At 59.8% G+C, this 14,688-nt stretch carries 11 protein-coding genes; 6 read left to right on the top strand and 5 right to left on the bottom strand.

The window, feature by feature from the left end; genetic code table 11:
- The first annotated feature begins 8 nt into the window (after positions 1 to 8).
- The 3 genes from mfd to ACWKWM_RS24680 are packed head-to-tail and all read left to right on the top strand — an operon-like array spanning position 9 to position 6,739.
- Positions 9 to 3,461, top strand: coding sequence for a transcription-repair coupling factor (gene mfd, locus ACWKWM_RS24690; protein ID WP_483848626.1), 3,453 nt, complete (start codon positions 9 to 11; stop codon positions 3,459 to 3,461).
- A 10-nt stretch (positions 3,462 to 3,471) separates the two neighbouring features.
- Complete coding sequence (locus ACWKWM_RS24685) at positions 3,472 to 3,996, top strand: CsiV family protein (protein WP_483848625.1); 525 nt, start codon at positions 3,472 to 3,474, stop codon at positions 3,994 to 3,996.
- Positions 3,997 to 4,039: 43 nt separating this feature from the next.
- Positions 4,040 to 6,739 (top strand): DEAD/DEAH box helicase, encoded by a 2,700-nt coding sequence (locus ACWKWM_RS24680; RefSeq protein WP_483848624.1) that lies wholly within the window; start codon positions 4,040 to 4,042, stop codon positions 6,737 to 6,739.
- Positions 6,740 to 6,871: 132 nt separating this feature from the next.
- On the opposite strand, the gene ACWKWM_RS24675 is transcribed toward ACWKWM_RS24680, so the two are convergent.
- Positions 6,872 to 8,542 (bottom strand): VRR-NUC domain-containing protein, encoded by a 1,671-nt coding sequence (locus ACWKWM_RS24675; protein WP_483848623.1) that lies wholly within the window; start codon positions 8,540 to 8,542, stop codon positions 6,872 to 6,874.
- 142 nt (positions 8,543 to 8,684) lie between these two features.
- Between ACWKWM_RS24675 and ACWKWM_RS24670 the strand changes: the two genes are divergently transcribed.
- Complete coding sequence (locus ACWKWM_RS24670) at positions 8,685 to 9,191, top strand: nucleoside 2-deoxyribosyltransferase (RefSeq protein ID WP_483848622.1); 507 nt, start codon at positions 8,685 to 8,687, stop codon at positions 9,189 to 9,191.
- A gap of 127 nt (positions 9,192 to 9,318) precedes the next feature.
- On the opposite strand, the gene ACWKWM_RS24665 is transcribed toward ACWKWM_RS24670, so the two are convergent.
- The gene (locus ACWKWM_RS24665) at positions 9,319 to 9,543 is read right to left on the bottom strand and encodes a hypothetical protein (RefSeq protein WP_483848621.1); all 225 of its coding nucleotides are present in this window, start codon (positions 9,541 to 9,543) and stop codon (positions 9,319 to 9,321) included.
- 72 nt (positions 9,544 to 9,615) lie between these two features.
- Positions 9,616 to 10,518 carry a LysR substrate-binding domain-containing protein gene (locus tag ACWKWM_RS24660; protein WP_483848620.1) on the bottom strand — a complete coding sequence of 301 codons (903 nt, stop codon included), beginning with the start codon at positions 10,516 to 10,518 and terminating at the stop codon, positions 9,616 to 9,618.
- A gap of 148 nt (positions 10,519 to 10,666) precedes the next feature.
- Here ACWKWM_RS24660 and ACWKWM_RS24655 point away from each other — a divergent pair, with 148 nt between their 5' ends.
- Complete coding sequence (locus tag ACWKWM_RS24655) at positions 10,667 to 11,746, top strand: AbrB family transcriptional regulator (RefSeq protein ID WP_483848679.1); 1,080 nt, start codon at positions 10,667 to 10,669, stop codon at positions 11,744 to 11,746.
- Between the two features lie 132 nt (positions 11,747 to 11,878).
- Here ACWKWM_RS24655 and ACWKWM_RS24650 read toward each other — a convergent pair whose 3' ends face one another.
- Together ACWKWM_RS24650 and ACWKWM_RS24645 are read right to left on the bottom strand one after the other, a co-directional pair.
- Positions 11,879 to 12,499, bottom strand: a complete 621-nt coding sequence (locus tag ACWKWM_RS24650) for an LbetaH domain-containing protein (RefSeq protein ID WP_483848619.1) — start codon at positions 12,497 to 12,499, stop codon at positions 11,879 to 11,881.
- Entirely contained in the window at positions 12,496 to 13,740 is a 1,245-nt protein-coding gene (locus ACWKWM_RS24645) for a D-mannose isomerase (protein WP_483848618.1), read from the bottom strand. Before ACWKWM_RS24645 ends, ACWKWM_RS24650 begins: the two co-directional genes overlap by 4 nt.
- Before the next feature lie 334 nt (positions 13,741 to 14,074).
- Here ACWKWM_RS24645 and ACWKWM_RS24640 point away from each other — a divergent pair, with 334 nt between their 5' ends.
- On the top strand, positions 14,075 to 14,560 hold the full coding sequence (locus ACWKWM_RS24640; RefSeq protein ID WP_483848617.1) for a GFA family protein: 486 nt from the start codon (positions 14,075 to 14,077) through the stop codon (positions 14,558 to 14,560).
- The last annotated feature ends 128 nt before the right edge of the window (positions 14,561 to 14,688 follow it).

Here is a 14,688-nt window from a genome sequence, read left to right as displayed (position 1 = left end):
TATCTTCCGTGCCCGTTCTGCGCCTACCGAAACTTCCTGCTGCTGCAGGCAAAACCCATTGGGGCAATCTGCCCGGTGCCGCCCAGAGCCTGGCGATTGCCGAGGCCGCCAGTGCGGCGAAACGCTTCACCCTGCTTTTGACCGCCGACAGCCAGAGCGCCGAGCGGCTTGAGCAGGAACTGAAGTTTTTCGCGCCCACGCTGCCGGTGCTGCATTTCCCCGACTGGGAAACCCTGCCCTACGACCTGTTCTCGCCGCACCAGGACATCATTTCCCAGCGTATCGCCAGCCTGTACCGGCTGCCGGAGTTGGCCCATGGCGTTCTGGTAGTGCCTATCACCACCGCCCTACACCGCCTGGCGCCCACCCAATTTTTGCTCGGCAGCAGTCTGGTGCTGGACGTTGGCCAGAAGCTCGACCTCGAACAGATGCGCAGCCGCCTTGAAGCCACAGGGTACCGCTACGTCGACACGGTGTATGAGCACGGCGAGTTCACGGTACGCGGCGCGTTGATCGACCTGTTCCCGATGGGCAGCAAACTGCCGTACCGGATCGATCTGTTCGACGACGAAATCGAAACCCTGCGCACTTTCGAGCCGGAAACCCAGCGTTCCATCGACAAGGTCAACAGCATCCGTCTGTTGCCGGCCAAGGAATTCCCGCTGCAAAAAGAAGCCGTCACCGGTTTCAAGGCGCGTTTCCGCGAGCGGTTCGACGTCGATTTCCGCCGCAACACAATCTTTCAGGACTTGAGCAGCGGCATCACGCCCGCGGGCATCGAGTACTACCTGCCGTTGTTCTTCGAAGAAACCTCGACCCTGTTCGACTACCTGCCCCAGGACACCCAAGTGTTCTCGATGCCGGGGATCGAGCACGCCGCCGACACCTTCTGGAACGACGTGCGCAACCGCTATGAAGAGCGCCGCTACGATCCAGAACGTCCGCTGCTGCCACCGGCCGAGCTGTTCCTGCCGGTAGAAGACTGCTTCGCACGGCTGAAAACCTGGCCCCGCGTGGTGGTCAGCCAGGACGATATCGACACCGGCGTCGGCCGCGATCGTTTCCCGGCGCAACCGTTGCCCAATCTCGCAATTGAAGCCAAAGCCGCTCAGCCGTTGGGCGCACTGGCAGGTTTTCTCGATGAATTTCCCGGACGCGTGCTATTCACCGCCGAGTCCGCCGGGCGCCGGGAAGTGCTGCTCGAATTGCTCGAACGCCTGAAGCTTCGGCCGAAAACCGTCGACAGTTGGCAGGATTTCGTCGACAGCAAAGAACGTCTGACCATCACCATCGCGCCGCTGGACGAAGGTCTGGTGCTGGACGACCCGGCGTTGGCATTGATTGCCGAAAGCCCACTGTTCGGTCAACGAGTGATGCAGCGTCGGCGTCGTGAAAAGCGCGCCGAGGGCCATAGCGCCGATGCGGTGATCAAGAACCTCACCGAATTGCGTGAAGGCGCTCCGGTCGTTCACATCGACCACGGCGTCGGCCGCTACCTCGGTTTGGCAACGCTGGAAGTCGATAACCAGGCCGCTGAATTCCTGATGCTGATGTACGCCGAGGAAGCCAAGCTGTACGTCCCGGTCGCCAATCTGCACTTGATCGCACGCTATACCGGCAGCGACGATGCCCTTGCGCCGCTGCACCGGCTGGGCTCTGAAACCTGGCAGAAAGCCAAGCGCAAGGCCGCCGAGCAAGTGCGGGACGTCGCCGCCGAACTGCTCGACATCTACGCCCGCCGCGCCGCGCGTGAAGGCTACGCGTTCGCCGATCCGAAGCTTGATTACGACACCTTCAGCGCAGGCTTCCCATTCGAAGAAACTCCCGACCAGCAAACCACCATCGATGCAGTGCGCGCCGACATGCTCGCGCCCAAACCGATGGACCGGCTGGTCTGTGGCGATGTGGGCTTCGGCAAGACCGAAGTGGCCATGCGCGCCGCGTTCATCGCCGTGCACGGCGGCCGCCAGGTTGCGATTCTGGTGCCGACCACCCTGCTCGCCCAGCAGCACTACAACAGCTTCCGCGACCGCTTCGCCGATTGGCCGGTGAGCGTTGAGGTGATGAGCCGCTTCAAGTCGGCCAAGGAAATCAACGCCGCCGTCGCCGATCTGGCCGAGGGCAAGATCGACATCGTCATCGGCACCCACAAGCTGTTGCAGGACGACGTCAAGATCAAGAACCTCGGGTTGGTGATCATCGACGAAGAGCACCGGTTCGGCGTCCGCCAGAAGGAACAGCTCAAGGCCCTTCGCAGCGAAGTCGACATTCTGACCCTGACCGCCACGCCGATCCCCCGCACGTTGAATATGGCCGTGGCCGGGATGCGCGATTTATCGATCATCGCCACCCCGCCCGCCCGTCGTCTGTCGGTGCGCACCTTCGTCATGGAGCAGAACAAACCGACGGTCAAGGAAGCGCTGCTGCGTGAATTGCTGCGCGGCGGTCAGGTGTATTACCTGCACAACGACGTCAAGACCATCGAGAAATGTGCCGCAGACCTGGCCGAACTGGTGCCCGAAGCGCGCATAGGCATCGGTCACGGGCAGATGCACGAACGCGATCTCGAACAGGTGATGAGCGACTTTTACCACAAGCGTTTCAATGTGCTGATCGCCTCGACCATCATCGAGACAGGCATCGACGTGCCAAGCGCCAACACCATCATCATCGAGCGCGCCGACAAATTCGGCCTGGCCCAGTTGCACCAGCTACGCGGTCGGGTCGGCCGTAGTCACCACCAGGCCTACGCCTACCTGCTGACACCGCCGCGCAAGCAAATCACGCCTGATGCCGAGAAGCGTCTGGAAGCCATCGCCAACACCCAGGACCTGGGCGCAGGCTTCGTGCTGGCGACCAATGACCTGGAAATCCGCGGCGCCGGCGAGCTGCTGGGCGACGGTCAGAGCGGACAGATTCAGGCCGTCGGTTTTACCCTCTATATGGAAATGCTCGAACGCGCCGTGAAAGCGATTCGCAAAGGCGAGCAACCGAACCTCGATCAGCCGTTGGGCGGCGGGCCAGAAATCAATCTGCGCTTGCCGGCACTGATTCCCGAAGCCTATCTGCCAGACGTCCATACCCGCCTGATCCTCTACAAGCGCATCGCCAATGCCGCCGACGAAGATGGCCTCAAGGACCTGCAAGTGGAAATGATCGACCGCTTCGGTTTGCTGCCTGAGCCTACGAAGAATCTGGTGCGTCTGACCTCGCTCAAGCTCAAGGCCGAGCAACTGGGCATCAAGAAAGTCGATGGCGGGCCTCAAGGTGGCCGCATTGAATTCACGGCAGACACGCCGGTGGATCCGTTGGCGTTGATCAAGCTGATTCAGGGGCAGCCCAACCGCTACAAATTCGAGGGCGCGACGATGTTCAAGTTCTCGGTGCCCATGGAGCGCCCGGACGAGCGTTTCAATATTCTGGAAGCGCTGTTCGAGCGCCTGACCCCGAAATCTGCTTGAAGGAAGCACCATGCGTTTGTTCCGCTCGCTGACCCTGCTGCTGGTGCTGATCGCGCCGGCAGCTTTTGCCGATGGCACGTATCAGGTCGAGGTCATTCTGTTTCGGCAGATCGACCAGCCCGCGGCCACCAATCAGCCTTCGCCGGAAGGCTGGGCCGACGGCGCGCGCAAGCTGCTCGCCGAGGACCAGCGCTCGACGACGCTGGACGACCTGGCCAACAAGCTCGACGCCAGTGACCGTTACAAGGTCATGCTGCACAAAGCCTGGCAACAGGATTTGAGCGCGACGCCGAGCAAAGTCGCACTGAGCGCAGGACTGGAGCAATTTGGTCATTTCCCCATCGAAGGCACCGTCAGCCTGGCGCTGGCCCGGTTTACCGACATCGATGCAAATTTCTGGGTCAATCAGCTCGACGCTCACGGCGTGTTAATCACCAGCGAACGTATGCGGCAGTCGACGCGAGTCAAAAATGGCGAACTTACCTACATGGATAACGGAAGCCTGGCCATGTTGATCAAGGTGTCTTCTCTTTAAACTACCGTCTCAAATATCGCGTTGCGCGGGGTTGCTCTGAACTGTGTCGTCCAATTTAGAAAAAGCCCTGGCTCTGCCATGGGAGCCGTTGTTCAAAGCGCAGAGTGTCGAGCGTGGGCTCAAATACGCCCAACAGAAACGCGTCATGCTCCAGCACCTGAGTGCGGACCTCGTTCGTACCGTGTGCCGCGGCTCAAGCCTGGAAATCTACACCCAGACCCTGCAATTCAAGGACCCCGGACGCACGCGTAATTTCGTCGTCGCCAAATGTACGTGCCCTGTCCGCACCAACTGCAAGCACTGTGCGGCAGCGCTGTTTTTCCTGCAGGACCCGCAAGAGCTTCCCGGGATTCTGGCCGCTGTCGAAAAACAGGCAGCGCCCGCCGCCAAGACAGCTGACAAGCCTTCCCTGCCCGAACGTGTGATATCCGACGCGGAGCCCATGCCACGGCTGACCCTGGCCAGCTTCGAGTTCAGCGCCTACGAGCCTCGTAACGGCAAGATGCAGCGGCACATTCAACACCGTGCCGCACTCGCATTTGCTTATGGCGAGTTCTACACCTCAGGCCCAGTGCCGCCAGGCCGATCCGGCGACATCGTGCGCCACATGAGTCATGAAACCCTGCGCATACGCCGCGATACCGAGCTGGAAGGCCTGTTTCGCAAGCAGCTGCTGGACCTTGGGTTTCGCATCGCCACACGCCAGAGCAAAGCGCTACCCGACAGCGCCGGGGAGATGTTCGAGCTGGCGAATGACAAAGCCTGGCTGCACTTTATGCTCAATGAATTGCCGGTTTTGCGTGATCTGCAATGGAAGATCGAGATGGCCGAAGACTTCGGCTTCGACGTCACGCCGGTGGACGACTGGTACGCGGTGGTCGATGAGGAGCCCGAACGCGACTGGTTCGGCCTGGAACTGGGGATCATTGTCAACGGCGAGCGACTTAGCCTGCTGCCGATCCTGATCAATCTGCTGCGCACCCATCCTGAGCTGATGACTGTCAGCGGCATCGACAAACGACGCGACGACGAACAACTGCTGGTGCAACTCAACCACTTCACCCAGCGCGGCGGCGTGCCGGTTCACGTTGCCCTGCCCTACGGCCGCCTGAAAACCGTGCTGGCGACCCTGGGGGAATTTTACTGGCGCGAAGATGGCAACGACGCCATTCGCCTGAACAAGGCTGATGCCACTCGGCTCCAGCACCTGGAAGACATGCCGCTGGTGTGGCAAGGCGGCGATCGGCTGCGCCAGTTTTCCGAGCGCCTGACCCAGATCAAAAACATCCAGATCAAACCCCCCACGGGCCTCAATGCCACCCTGCGTCCCTATCAGCTCGAAGGCCTGAACTGGATGCAGGCCCTGCGCGAACTCGAAGTGGGCGGCGTGTTGGCGGACGACATGGGCCTGGGCAAAACCCTACAGACCCTGGCGCACCTGCTGGTGGAGAAACAGGCCGGTCGCCTTGATCGTCCGGCACTGGCAGTGATGCCTACCAGCCTGATCCCGAACTGGCTCGATGAGGCCAGGCACTTCACGCCGCAACTCAAAGTGCTGGCGCTGTATGGCGCCAATCGGCATCAGGAATACGAAAGCCTGCAGGATTACGACCTGATCCTGACGACCTATGCGCTACTGCCGCGTGATGCGGAGCTGCTCACCAAACAACTGCTGCATGTGCTGGTGCTCGATGAAGCGCAGTACATTAAAAACCCCACCAGCAAGGCAGCCCAGGCGGCGCGCTCCTTGAACGCGCGACAACGGCTGTGCTTGAGTGGTACACCGCTGGAAAATCATCTGGGTGAGTTGTGGTCGCTGTTCCACTTTCTGATGCCGGGCTGGCTGGGCGACAGCAAACAATTCAACAGCAATTACCGTAACCCGATTGAAAAACTGGGCAACGAGGAGCGGCTGCAGCATTTGAATGCGCGCATCAAACCGTTCCTGCTGCGGCGTACCAAAGAGCAAGTCGCGACCGAGTTGCCGCCCAAGACCGAGATCGTGCATTGGGTCGAACTCAACGATGTGCAACGCGATGTCTACGAAACCATGCGTCTGGCCATGGACAAGAAGGTTCGCGACGAGATCACCCGCAAAGGCGTGGCGCGCAGCCAGATCATTATTTTGGAGGCGCTGCTAAAGCTGCGTCAGGTGTGTTGCGATCTGCGCCTGGTCAACAGTCCGCTCACCACCGGCCGTTACGGCAGTTCAGCCAAGCTGCAGAGCCTGATGGAAATGGTCGTGGAATTGCTGGCCGAAGGGCGAAAGATTCTGCTGTTTTCTCAGTTCACCTCGATGTTGAGTCTGATTCAGGAAGAGCTGGAGCAACGGGACATCGATTACGCACTGCTGACCGGGGCCACCAAGGATCGCCGCACGCCGGTGCAGGATTTCCAGAGTGGCAAGCACTCTATCTTCCTCATCAGTCTGAAGGCGGGCGGCACGGGTTTGAACCTGACCGCCGCCGACACCGTGATTCACTACGATCCGTGGTGGAACCCGGCCGCCGAAAATCAGGCCACCGATCGCGCGCATCGCATTGGCCAGGAAAAGCCGGTATTCGTCTACAAGATGATCGCCAGAGGCACGGTGGAAGAAAAGATTCAGCGCTTGCAGCAGGACAAGTCAGCGCTGGCTGCGGGCGTGCTCGATGGCAGAACGGCTGGCGACTGGAAGCTCAAGGATGAAGACATCGAAGCACTGTTCGCGCCGCTGCCGTCGGCGCCGAAAACTAAGGGGTAACGGGAAAACTCTGTAGGAGCGAATTCATTCGCGAGGGGCCGGGGCATCCGAAGCGTCTTCAGGCAAGTGATGGGGAGTAACCGGTGAATATGTCTCGCGAATAAATTCGCTCCTACAGAAGACAAATCACGCTCAGCTTGCCAACGCCTCATCTTCAGCCCACTTCACATAACACACCACCACCGGCATCCCGTGCTCGGCGCAAAAATCCAGCCAGCGCAGCTGGTTGTCCTGCAGGCGATCACCCGGGCCCTTGACCTCAATCATCCGGTAGCGCTGCTGGTCCGGGAAAAACTGGATCAAGTCCGGCATCCCCGTGCGATTGGCTTTGATGTCCTGCAACAACCGACGAAACCAAAGCTTGAGATGCGCCGCTGGCAGGCAATGCAACGCCTGCTCCAGCAACTCAGGTTTCAACGCAGCCCAGAACACGAAAGGTGACTGCAGGCCAAACTTGCTGACGTAGTGCTCGCCGATCAGCTGTTTGTAGCGATCATCATCCAGCAGCGCCAGGCACTCATCGAACAACGCGGCGCGGCGCTCATAAAAATCCGGACTGTAAAGATCGCTCGGCCCGCTGTGAAATGGATGGAAAAACGCCCCCGGCAACGGCGCAAAAATCGCCGGCCAACACAGCAGACCAAACAGTGAGTTGATCAGCGCATTCTCGACGTAATGCACCTCCCCGTCCTCTTGCATCAAGTGCTGCGCAATCATGCGCTCGACACTTGAATCGGGCAGCGGCGTGACGCTCAGATCGAGCCGGTCCACGACCCGGGTAGCCCGTCGCCGTGTCACGGGGCCACCAAGCTTGCGCAACAAGCGCGGAGCAACCCTGAGTAAGTGTTGAGTTTCGGCGTCATTTTCCGGGCCTGCCTGGGCCTGTTCCACCAGCGACATGGCCTCGACATAGGCTTCGCTGCGTTCCAGCACACGAATGCGACGGACCCGAGCGCCGGGGTAATTGGACTGCTCGTACACACTCAACGCCATCGACCAGTCCTGCTGACGCTCGGCCTGCTGACCGATCTGGAAAAGCAGCTTGGCCCGGCGCATTGAAAGCCATGGGTTTTGCGTACTGATCGAAAGAGCCCGCCGGGCCAGATCTTCAAGCGTCAGGCCCTCATCCAGCGCTTGGCGACAGGCGTGCATCTCTATGCAAACGTCAATATCGGCGCGCTGACTGATCGCCCGGGACGCAGCGCAAAACTCGACTTTTTCATAACGGTAGATACCAAGATCCGCCAGAACAAACTCAGACCATTCTTGATAGAGATTGCCGAAGTAGAGCAAACGCAAACGGTCACAGATCGGCATGACCTTGAGCCCGAAAATGACCTCGTCAAACTCGCAGAACCAGTGCTCCAGCGCTTGAGAGTGCGGGTAATGCGGGAGCAGCCGCTCCAGCAGATCGGCCTTTTTTTCGGAACTCTTGATGGCGTGTGCAGTGAAACACTGGCTCAACTCGGCCTTGCGCAGTAGGTGAAACAGCTCATTGAGGTCAAGCGGTGGTCGCGAATCGACCCAGCCACAGGCCAGTAGGGGCAACACTGCCAGTCGGACATCGCCGATTTCCGGGTAATCCAGTTTGCTGGCGCGGAACAAGGTGCCCTTGCGCATGACCATTCGCACCAGCAACGCCTGAGCCGGCTGCGGCAACAGGGCGAAGTCGGCAATGAACGCGCGCTCTTCCTCGTTCAGCAAGTCGGAGTAACGCTGGGTAATCCAGTCCAGTACCTGGCGAAAGTTCTCCAGATAATAGAAAGGGTTGTCGAGGGGCGAACTGCTCACGGGAAATGTCATAAGCCGATTGAGGAAAGGCGTCAGGATACTGTTTATCCGTACAGATTCCAGCCCTTTCCTACGTCTGCTGACGCATCGACCGATCAACGGCGCCTCGGTCCGGCGTTAGAATCTGCGCCATGCACTCGCTCAAGGAATTGCCATGAACCAGCCCATACCGCCGCTCATTTATCTGGCGGGATTCGACGTGTTTCGCACCGATGCTGTAGAGCACGGCCGCTACTTGAAATCCCTGTGTGAAGCCCATGGCCTGGAAGGGCTTTACCCCTTCGATAACGACGTGCCGCCCGCCGCCATGCCGCAGCTGACAGCAAAACTGATCTGCGACGCCAACATTGCCATGATCCGGCGTTGCGATGCGGTGCTCGCCAATCTCAATCTGTTTCGAGGGTATGAACCAGACTCGGGCACCGCGTTTGAAGTCGGCATGGCCGTCGCGCTGGGTAAACCGGTGTGGGCGTATTTCGAATCGAACAGCGCGCTGCTGGAGATCGTCCCCCACGATTCACAGGGCCTGGATGAATGGGGTTTTCAGGTGGAGGATTTCAGACTGCCGCGCAATCTGATGCTGGCGTGTACATGGGCTGGTAGCAGTAGCAGCGTCGAGGTGGGGGTCGAAGGGTTATCGAGGTATTTGCTGGGGCAGTGAGATAGCGAAGATCATCTGTAGGAGCGAATTCATTCGCGAGACGGCGGTTGGATCAATGTCGTGGTCGCCGCGAGTATCGCCTCGCGAATAAATTCGCTCCTACAGGGTCTGTGCCCCCCTCCCGTTCTTAACCCAAAGAGGCAGAACCGATATCCAGCTTGTCTGCATCGCCGAACTCGTCGAGACGCAAGTCACTCAGATCGAGCTCGCCCTCGGGATCGCTGTCTTCATCTGCGTCGGAATCATTGAGCGGCGATTGATCACCGCCGAAGTGTTGGTCGTCTTCGACCTCGCTGCTGGCGAGCAGCGCCATCAGGTTCAGATCAGACGGCAAGGTTGGCTGTAGTTGCATTGACGCGCTCTCCAATGATTGAGGATTTACCCGCAGGCTAACGCACCCAGCGTTAGAAAAAAATGCCCGGCCTCAGGTCCATCGGAAAAACTCACCACTGCTTTCACGCAGCATTTGCACCATGGCGTGAGCCGCGGGCGAAAGATAACCCTCACGTCGTACGCTCACACAAATGGTTCGGCTCATAGTGGTTTGCTTCAAAGGCACCTCACGCAAGTGCTGCATGTTCTTGCCGTATTCAAGGGTTTCCCGGGCGATGAAGCTCAACAAGCGGGTCTGCGCAATCAAACGCGGCAATAGAGAAATGGAATTGGCTTCAACCTGCACCACCGGCAGCGGCAAATTGTTGGCCGCAAATGCTTCGTCCACCCACTTGCGCGAAGACACACTGACGGGCGGCAGTACCCAGCGGTATTGGCACAGGTCGCTCATTTGAAATGGCGTTTTGAAGATGGGGTGGTTACGGCTGGCGATGACTACCGCTTCATCCGTCAAAATCGGATGCCCCACAAACTCAACGTCATCCAACAGTTGTGCGCAAATAATCATGTCCAGCTGCCCGGACCGCAGCTGCTCACGCAACATGTCGTCCTGACCGATCACCAGTTTCAACGTCAGATCGGGCCCTCGCTTGAGCAGGGCGTTGGTGAGTTCGGGCAGCAGATATTCGGCCATGGTTGCCGCGCATCCCAGACGAATGTTGCCCACTGCGCCGCTGGCGAAATCGCGCACCTCGCGCTGGGTCTGAGCAATGCTCTGCTGCAGCACCTTGCCGCGCGCCTGAAGCAATTCACCCACCGGGGTGAGCTTGATCCGCCGACCGTCACGCTGAAAAAGCTTGGTGCCGAACGATTCTTCAAGGCGTTGAATGCTCTTGGTCAGCGCCGGCTGACTGCGATTGAGCTTCTCGGCAGCACGACCGAGATGGCCCAGTTCAGCGATGGTTTCAAAATAAGTGAGGTCTCGCAGGTCCATATATCAACCAAAGTTATCAATTCATGACTATTAGAAAATAGACTTGATCGATTGGACTGTCGATACTTGCCTGGCTGAAGGCGCCTTGAATGGCCCTTCTCTCGGGAATAGCCCACAAGGGAAACAGCCCATGCTCTGGAGATCCTCGTTGTCACGCCCCTCTTCGTTTTCGCTGGAAAGCTTGCACCCTCTTCTGCAATGGTCGTTGCTCATTCTTCTTGCTGGCGCTGCCGGCCAACTCTTCAAACACTTCAACGTCCCAGCCGCGCTGTTTCTCGGGCCCATGCTGGTGGCGATCGGGTTTGGTGTCAGCGGTGCCTCGATCCGCATGAACAAGCACGCTTTCCGTCTGGGCCAAGGCGCAGTCGGTGTGCTGGTGGCGCATTCGATGACGATGGCAGTGTTGCTGACGGCGCTGCAGTCGTGGCATGTCATGGTGTTCGCGACGGTGCTGACCGTTGCGCTGAGCGCGTTGGTCGGGATCGGCCTGGCCCGCTGGGGCGGCATTCAGGGCAGCACTGCAGCCTGGGGCACTTCGCCTGGGGCGGCGTCGGCGATGGTCTCGATGTCCGAGGACTACGGCGCCGACTCTCGGGTCGTTGCGACCATGCAGTACGTGCGTGTGGTGTGTGTGGTGATGGTCGGTGCGCTGGTCAGCCGGGTGTTGGGCGTCGACGGCGGCGGCACTGATGCACACAGTGCCGTTGTCGGGGTTCAAGCACTCAATCTGTTGAGTCTGGGCCTGACCCTGTTGGTGATTGTCGTAGGCGTCACCTTGGGAGCGAAGATACCCGCCGGCGCTCTGTTGGTGCCGCTGTTGCTGGGCGGCGCGCTGCAGTTGAGCGGGTGGCTGCAAATCACGATGCCATCCTGGCTGCTGGCGGTGGCCTATGGCGCAATCGGTGGTTACATCGGGCTGCGTTTCGATCGCGGCACCATCCGGTATGTATGGCGCCGTTTGCCAGCAATGATCTTCGGATCACTGTTGCTGATATTGCTCTGCGCGCTGTCGGCCTGGGTGATCGCCGACCTGATGGGCAAGGACTTCCTCTCGGTGTATCTGGCCACCAGCCCCGGCGGCCTCGACGCTATGGCGATCATCGCCATCGACACACACTCGGACGTCGGGTTTGTGCTTGCCATGCAGACCCTGCGTTTGTTCGGCGTGATCGTGACGGGCGCCTTCATCGCCAAACAGGTGATTCGTGTCACAGAACGGATGGCCTGACCGCCGATAAGCGCGGGAATGGATAAACACTGCTTTTGTAGGAGCTGCCGATCGGAGCGAGGCTGCGACGCGGTCTTTCAGCGAAATTGCATCGCAGCCTCGCTCCGCTTGTCGGCTCCTGCATGAACAGAGTCAGTCTGCCGGGTCTTCAGCGTCGAACAGTGTCGCTCGGCGAACGATCGATCCTGGCTGAAGAATAGCGCCCGGTGCCAACACGGCATTGGCGCCAATCCGTGATTGATCGCCGATCAACGCGCCGAACTTGTCGCACCCTGTCCCCACAAGGTTGCCATTGATCCGCACCTGAACTTGCTTGTCGTCGCGCTCGTTTCGGTAGTTGCAGACGATGCTCCCCGCTTCCAGATTAACTCCCGAACCCAGTACCGAATCGCCAACGAAGTTGAAGTGCGCAAGCTTGGTGCCAGGGAACACAAAAGACGTCTTGAGCTCTGCGCCCGGCCCGAACGTGCAGCCCTCGCCCACCCAGCAACCACCGCGCAGGTAGGCGCCGGACGCGACAAAACATCGTGCGCCAAGGATCAATGGGCCTTTGAGCACAGCGCCCGCCTCCACGGTCGCTGTTTTGTGAATGGCTATGTCGCCGCGAATCTCGAAATCATCCTGAGGCAGTTCCTTTAACAACTGCGCCACGATTTCGGGGGCCTTTGTCACCAGTTCCCAAGGCTCCAGCGCGGCCCATTCGGACAATGGAGACGTTTCAAAGCCGGCAATGAATTCGATCAACGTGATCATGCCAACCTCGCCAACGCCGTGGCCAGACTTTGCGCCAGTGGCAACATTGGCAGCAGCGTCGCCTGGTAGGCATGGTACAGATCAGGTTTGCCCGGCCAGATGTCGGCGCTGGGCTGATTCTGCGGGTTCAGCTCGTGGCGCCAGCTGCCCGCTTCACGATCGATGAACAGCGTTTCGTTGAACTCCCAGAACACTCGATACCAGGTTTCATACTGTTCCTCGCCGGTGCGCTGCAGCAAGGCGGCCGAGGCAGCGGCCGCTTCGGCGTGGGTCCAGTGCAGACGATGGCGCACAACCGGGCGGTTTTCCCAATCCAGGGTATAGACGATGCCGGGTGCGCCATCCACATCCCAGCCAAACCGGCAGGCGTTTTCGAACAACCCACGCGCGTCTTCAAGTAACCAAGAGGGCGTGGGCAATTGGGCTTTCTGCCGCGCCGCCTCCAGATGCAGCACCAGGCGGGACCACTCAAACGCGTGCCCGGGCGTGGTGCCGTAGGGGCGGAATGCGTCGTCGGGTTTGTCGTGGTTGTATTCCAGCTCCGGCTGCCACTGCGCGCTGAAATGCTCGATCACCTGATGATTGTTGCCCGCCGCGTGCTGATGAATCACCCGCTCAACGATGCGCAGCGCACGGTCCAGCCACTGCGCGTTGCCGGTCACATCGGCCAGCGCGAGAAACGCCTCGGTGCTGTGCATGTTGCTGTTGGCGCCGCGATAGGCTTCCTCGTCGCTCCAGTCGCGGGCAAAGGATTCACGCATCGTGCCTTCGTCTTCGCTCCAGAAATGTTGAGTAATGACCTGGATGGCTTGTTCCAGTAGCGCCTGAGCACCGGGCCGTTTGGCGACGACTGCAGAGCTTGCGGCCAATGCAACGAACGCGTGCAGATAGGCGGCTTTGCCGGTGTCAGTGCTGTGCGCGAGCGGTTTGGCGAACCAGCCGCCATGCTCGGCATCACGCAGCGGCCCGGCCAATGCAGCCACGCCGTGATCGACAAGGGCTGCGAACCCGGGCAGTCCGTTGATGTGGGCCATGGCGAAACTGTGAGTCATGCGGGCGGTGTTCATGGTTTCGGCGATCGCGTCGGCAGGCAGCCGTCCGTGGTCATCAAGATTACCGAAGCCTTCAGGCAGCTGAGCAGCCTTGGCAAATGCCAGCAGCCGCTCGCCCTCCCGCGCCAACCAGGCTTTGTGGCCCGGAGCGGCTAGCCAACTGCTGAAATCGCGATTCACATAATCCATTTGCGTCCACCTGTCTGATCGGCGAGTTCAGCCCGCCCGGTATTATTAGTCGTGGCGAATCATGCAAGCCGGGGACGGGTCCAGGCAAGTGAAGGCTTCAAGGCTGTCAGGCCAGGCCACGGAACAGTAGGGGCGCGCTTGCCCGCGAATTCTGGGTCCAGGCTATGGGCCCGTATTGAATGCACCGGCGTCATCGCGGGCAAGCGCGCTCCTACGGCGGGTGTATGCGCCGGGTCTGAAATTCAGCCAAAGCCGCATGAGCGGACTTGTACGGGCAATCCGTGGTCTAGAAGCTGTGAAAGACGATTTCAGTGACCCAACAGGAGATAACGCCATGCATCTGGAAGGTTCATGCCATTGCGGCGAGGTAGAGTTCAGTCTCAACAGCGCCCACCCCTACCCCTACCAACGCTGTTACTGCTCGATCTGTCGCAAGACTCAGGGCGGGGGCGGTTACGCCATCAATCTGGGAGGCGATGCCAAAAGCCTGAAGATCAAAGGCAAAGCGAGCATCTCCATTTACCACGCGAAAATGCGCGACGGCGATCATCCAGTGCACACCAGCAGCGCAGAGCGGCACTTTTGCAAACACTGCGCCAGTGCGCTGTGGCTGTTCAGTCCGGAGTGGCCGGAGCTGATCCACCCTTTCGCCTCCGCCATCGATACGCCGCTGCCAACGCCACCCGAACACACCCATTTGCTGCTGGACTCCAAGGCATCCTGGGTCGAGGTTCAGGCCGGACCGGACGACAAGCAATTCGAGCACTTTCCTGAGGAGTCGATTGCCGACTGGCATGAGCGGCTGGGATTGGTGCGCTGATCCGTCTTGGCGTGCGCGGTTTGAATGGAATACGACCGCTTCGCGCCCGATCGCCGGCAAGCCAGGCTCCTACGCCCTGCGGGCAGAAGCGCGATTCGAACGTCCCATTAGGCATACTCCGGGCGAAC

It is taken from the genome of Pseudomonas rosaeacicularis, from assembly GCF_057128745.1.
The sequence above is the reverse complement of the archived record's forward strand: the minus strand, read 5'-3'. Positions and strand labels throughout refer to the sequence as shown.

Bases quoted from the DNA above. Each gene is read 5' to 3' on its own strand.
- ACWKWM_RS24685 (WP_483848625.1), top strand. From the start codon at position 3,472: ATGCGTTTGTTCCGCTCGCTGACCCTGCTGCTGGTGCTGATCGCGCCG.
- ACWKWM_RS24675 (WP_483848623.1), bottom strand. From the start codon at position 8,542: ATGACATTTCCCGTGAGCAGTTCGCCCCTCGACAACCCTTTCTATTAT.
- ACWKWM_RS24670 (WP_483848622.1), top strand. From the start codon at position 8,685: ATGAACCAGCCCATACCGCCGCTCATTTATCTGGCGGGATTCGACGTG.
- ACWKWM_RS24665 (WP_483848621.1), bottom strand. From the start codon at position 9,543: ATGCAACTACAGCCAACCTTGCCGTCTGATCTGAACCTGATGGCGCTG.
- ACWKWM_RS24660 (WP_483848620.1), bottom strand. From the start codon at position 10,518: ATGGACCTGCGAGACCTCACTTATTTTGAAACCATCGCTGAACTGGGC.
- ACWKWM_RS24650 (WP_483848619.1), bottom strand. From the start codon at position 12,499: ATGATCACGTTGATCGAATTCATTGCCGGCTTTGAAACGTCTCCATTG.
- ACWKWM_RS24645 (WP_483848618.1), bottom strand. From the start codon at position 13,740: ATGGATTATGTGAATCGCGATTTCAGCAGTTGGCTAGCCGCTCCGGGC.
- ACWKWM_RS24640 (WP_483848617.1), top strand. From the start codon at position 14,075: ATGCATCTGGAAGGTTCATGCCATTGCGGCGAGGTAGAGTTCAGTCTC.